The organism is Xenorhabdus mauleonii (assembly GCF_900113945.1).
GTDB lineage: Bacteria > Pseudomonadota > Gammaproteobacteria > Enterobacterales > Enterobacteriaceae > Xenorhabdus > Xenorhabdus mauleonii.
This window is the reverse complement of the sequence record NZ_FORG01000060.1, coordinates 1-4,633: the sequence shown is the minus strand read 5'-3', so window position 1 is coordinate 4,633 and position 4,633 is coordinate 1. Positions and strand designations below refer to the sequence as shown.

5 protein-coding genes and 1 pseudogene are annotated in these 4,633 nt (G+C 32.3%); 3 read left to right on the top strand and 3 right to left on the bottom strand.

Annotation, left to right across the window (positions count from 1 at the left end; genetic code table 11):
* The 3 genes and pseudogenes from BM100_RS21875 to BM100_RS21865 all read left to right on the top strand — a co-directional run.
* Positions 1–96 (top strand): annotated as a pseudogene (locus BM100_RS21875) (integrase core domain-containing protein); the annotation flags it as partial.
* A gap of 716 nt (positions 97–812) precedes the next feature.
* Positions 813–1,292, top strand: a complete 480-nt coding sequence (locus tag BM100_RS21870; protein WP_045957325.1) for an Hcp family type VI secretion system effector — start codon at positions 813–815, stop codon at positions 1,290–1,292.
* Complete coding sequence (locus tag BM100_RS21865) at positions 1,292–2,212, top strand: DUF4225 domain-containing protein (RefSeq protein WP_092514867.1); 921 nt, start codon at positions 1,292–1,294, stop codon at positions 2,210–2,212. Before BM100_RS21870 ends, BM100_RS21865 begins: the two co-directional genes overlap by 1 nt.
* 396 nt (positions 2,213–2,608) lie before the next feature.
* On the opposite strand, the gene BM100_RS21855 is transcribed toward BM100_RS21865, so the two are convergent.
* The 3 genes from BM100_RS21855 to BM100_RS21845 all read right to left on the bottom strand — a co-directional run bounded on the left by BM100_RS21855 (position 2,609) and on the right by BM100_RS21845 (position 4,199).
* A complete protein-coding gene (locus tag BM100_RS21855; RefSeq protein WP_092514865.1) occupies positions 2,609–2,974 on the bottom strand; it encodes an Hcp family type VI secretion system effector in 366 nt (121 codons plus the stop codon).
* A gap of 98 nt (positions 2,975–3,072) precedes the next feature.
* Positions 3,073–3,501, bottom strand: a complete 429-nt coding sequence (locus tag BM100_RS21850; protein WP_092514864.1) for a hypothetical protein — start codon at positions 3,499–3,501, stop codon at positions 3,073–3,075.
* Positions 3,502–3,509: 8 nt separating this feature from the next.
* Positions 3,510–4,199 (bottom strand): replication initiation protein, encoded by a 690-nt coding sequence (locus tag BM100_RS21845; protein WP_092514862.1) that lies wholly within the window; start codon positions 4,197–4,199, stop codon positions 3,510–3,512.
* Between the last annotated feature and the right edge of the window lie 434 nt (positions 4,200–4,633).

The following is a 4,633-nucleotide window of genomic DNA, read 5'->3' as shown; positions in this document are numbered from 1 at the left end:
CCAGGAAAACCGACACAAAATGCCTTTATCGAACGTTTTAACCGGACGTACCGGACAGAAGTACTGGATTTTTATCTGTTCAGAACACTGAATGAACATGACATCATCCCACCACGATAATTCATTGGGGTCTCGGCCGCTGTAGTCGTACCGGATGAGAATTCCTTCCTCAAACTGATCACTATGTTTGTTTTGACTGTACTGTTTTGCTAAACGGCGATTACGCTCGAAGCGACGGTTTTTCATAAAGTATGTGTTTTCCTTTTGTAGTTTTCATGGATTATTTCTTTTCTTTTTTGAAGGAATATATTTGCGGAATTTTCCCGTATTTGAAAGGCTAAAAAGGTTAGTCAAATTTAGGACAAAACTCTTGATCGGGGCAAAGCCCCAACACTCCACAAACTATACATACAATGTTAAACTCCAGTAAATTGCGAATTCTACCATTGAGCTAAATTACATAAATTTTTCGTGTATACGAAATTAATTCACCAAGAAGTAAATAGCGAGGCTATTTTTAACAATTAAACCCGCCAAACGAAAGGAATAAGTCAGAATTATCCGAAATTGATGTGTTAAAAATGCACCCAGAAACCGTAGAATCTGTTTTAAACTTTCAGATTAAAATCATTCACAGTCGTTTTTAATGCTTATAATGAGTTTTTTTAGTGAATAAGCTCGTCAGTTTAACATAATCGATCATAGTCATCTTAACTTATAGATAAGATAATTTTTTTTCATTTTAAAAATTTTATTTTGAATCATTTTTGTAATATCATGCTTTTTTAAAGTAAATTATATAGGGTATAGTAATGGCGAATATTATTTATCTTAAGTTGCAAGGAAAGACACAGGGATTAATCTCTGGGGGGTGTTCTACTGTAGATTCTATAGGGAATAAGTTTCAAAAAGGTCACGAAGACGAAATATTGGTTAATGAGTTATCCTCTAACTTATCAATGCATCAAAATGTAAATTTTCAACCTATAGATATACGTAAACCTATCGATAAGTCATCTCCTTTATTATCACAAGCGTTAGCATCAAATGAAATATTAACCTGTGAGTTTTTCTTTTATCGAACTTCGATGAATGGTGGTCTTGAATTATATTATAAAATTAAACTAACTGAAGCATCTTTAGTTAATATAAATTTCTTTTGCCCAAACTCTATAACACATAATGATGCTCAACCAGAGGAATCTCTATCTATTAAATTTAAATCCATTACGTGGGAGCATGTGACTGCCGGAACTAGTTCTTATAGTATATGGGATGAGAGGGTATACTAATGATAATGCCGACAATGGAGCAGTTTAATTATTATGCTGATGAATTAATTAAAGTATCAAAATATTCAACAGCTTATTTGTTGGATGACGTAGAATCTAAAAAAGAATATTTATATGAAATTGGCCAGGTGGTTAGATTAATAAGGCGTGATTATCAAATTGCCTTATATAATTATAAACAAGGGCGTCATGAGTACTGGGCTGACATGAAAAGATACATAGCTGAAATAAGTAGGGAGTTGGACGCTGAAACGTATGGTTATGAACAAGGAAGAAGAAAAGATAGGAAAACATATTTAAATACCCAAGAATATTCAGGAACAGGATTTCTATATTATGGTAAAAATGGATTAAAAGTTATTGGAGGTATTGTACAGCTTGGAGCGGGACTTATGACTTTTGGCACAAGGGGAGGCTGGGTAAGAGGCTCGGAGTCTAAAGGCATGGGTGTTCTAGCGATAGCTACAGGTTTTGGCGACGCAGTGGAAGGGGCAAGCAATATCATGTATGAATGGACAGATGGCTATATAAATCCAAATAATCCAACTAAGTTCTTGACAGAAAAGGGTTTTTCTTTTTTTGGTGCTGATGAGGGTACTGGAGAATTTGCGTATGATATGGTAAACTTTGGTGTTGGTATTTATTTTGGGTTTGCAGCTTTTACTAAATATGATCCTTCTAAAAGAATTATACACTTACCTGTGGAAACAAAAAGTGGTCTTGAAAAGGTGCCACTTTTACATAGATTGTTCGCTGAAAAAGGGGGGGTTAGGTTATTCAGACATATGGAAAATGATTATAAAAGAAAAATATTTACCAGTGGTAAAGCGGTACTTACTTATAAAGCTAGTAATGCGGCAATTAAAGCATACTTGCTGTTAGATAAATATCTTATTAATGAGAAGAATGAAAATAACTGAAAAGGTAAATTATTTTCGCCTTTAAGTATAGAAGGAAACTAAATTTCCTATCTAAGGATATTACTATAGATAGAAGTATTATAGAAGAAAAATATATAAATGCATAAATGCAAAGCATGGCAACAGGATTATTATTACTTGAGTATATGCTTACGAAATAAAGTAATATAGTTATAGAGTTTAGTGTTAATACTGTTGATAGATTCCAGCGAAACAAATCACTAAGCCATTCATCATATTTATCCATTGGCTCATTCTCTCTTTCGTATGCATTTCTTAAAGAATCAATGTCTTTTTTTGATAATTTACTTAATAGATAAATGTTATTTTTCTTCATGGTATTTCTCTTGTTTATGGGGGGATGATATTTTTATCACCCAGTGTAATATTTCGTTATCAAGCTAGTTTTAGTTTTATTTTCTCATAAGGTGAATTCCCATCCTCCCCTGAGAAGTTAGTGTTTATTTTTTCTATAAATGCATTTTTAAATTTAAATTCGTGGGTTATTTTATTATCAATGCACTGAAAGATTTTTAATTCTAAACTTTCATTTTTATGAATAGCATTGAGTAATAAAAGTGATGCACCATCTACGTTTTTTTCTAAAATGATTTTGTCTATATCTCTTAAGTTATTAATGATTTTTGATAATTCAAGGGAATGTAGCTGTATTTTATCTTTATGAGCATTATTTTCTGAACAGTTTTTCGATAACAATCCTTGTTCTGCCCCTGTAATTTCTATGTAAGTGGTATACTGCATAGTGTTTCCTTCCTTCTTTGTTAATATCATTATTCCTAAGTAAGCCATTTTATTTCAAAATAGGCAATAAAAAAACCTAATACATCAAATTGAAATAGCTATTTTTTCCAAAAATACCACGATCTTTTAGTAACTGCTATTGACTTAGGTTCGGGAAATGTAGGTAGCTTGGATTCAATCAACAGTATCGCTTGTCTTACATCGTCAAGGTTTTTCGATAACAGCTCTTTTTCTGCTTTTAAGTGTAAATTCTCTTGTTCTAAAAGCTGTAGTTTTTTCTGTATTTCTTGTATTTTAGGTGTATTTTGTTGTGTAGTTTGCTGTATTTTTACTACATCTGTGACGGTGTCACCATGTGTAGCTTTTAGTACCCCAAATACCCTAATTAACTCAGATGTGTCAATAGCTTTATCATTCTTATTTGGAACTGTAGTCGTAGACAGTTTTCCTTTTTTTATATATTTATGCAGAGTGCTCCTTGCTTTTCCTGTCAATCTTGCAGCTTCGCTTATCGATACTAGAGCCATAATTTATCCTAGATAACCATCTTTATTTGTTTGTCTTCTTTAAATTGAAAATGCAAAGCTACTACAGTACGACCTTTTTTTACAGTATCAACCGATACAACTAAATCGCTTTTTTCGTTTAATTCTTTAATGGCAGGAATTAATAATAATTGATTTAGTGATTTAAATGTTTTGTATTTATCCTCTATTCCTAATATAGAACGTAAATCTTCTAAATAAATAGTCCTATCACCAGTTTGTTTGAACTGTTGTAATAATTCATAGATTCTGATGCTATACGTTCTTTTTAAAGCTGCTACATTCTTAATTGCTATCTTCGTAAATTGTCCTTTTAGTTGAGTAAGGTAAGGCATGATTGAATCAGCAAAAACTATTTCGCTTTTACCTTCCCCACTAAAATATTTTGCTTTTTCTTGAATCCAGCGTATTTCACGTTTTTCATCTTTTTTAGTTATCAAAATAGTTCTATCCCATAAGCGTTCTATAGCCTCTTGTAAACGACGTTCTGCATTTTCTCTACCCATATCAGGGAATGCTAGATAAAACTCATTAGCTGATACTTGAAAAGTATTTTCTGGGCTTTCATCTTGAGGGTTGAGCCTTCCTATACACATCAATAAGACTCGTTGTTCTTGTAATGTCAGTTTGTAACTTGCTTCTATTAACGCATTAGATTTGTAAGCAATAAGTTCACTCATAAGAGCCCTTAAATTTATTTATAGGTAATGTATAAAATATATATATTACCACACGTAAAGGCAATATTTTTTAAAATAACATTGCCTTTACGTGTGGATATTGCCGTCAAAAGCATTGCCTATTGCCGTCAAAAGCATTGCCTATTACCGTCAAAAGCATTGCCTATTGCCGTCAAAAGCATTACCTATCACTATTTAATTAATTGATTTATAATAAAAAAAACAACAGGAAAACAAGATAAAAATAAGAAAAACAAGTTAAAAAAGGCATACCCTGTGGATAAATTCTGAAATTTAGCCAGATCGATCACAAAAAAAGATGTCGCAGCCAAGCTGCTTCCTGAAATGCCCTGCGGGCAACTTTGATAGTTCCCTCACTTTGTTCGGTCAGAATGAAGCTACCTCAAGTATTAATATAAAATTCAAGTAATCAT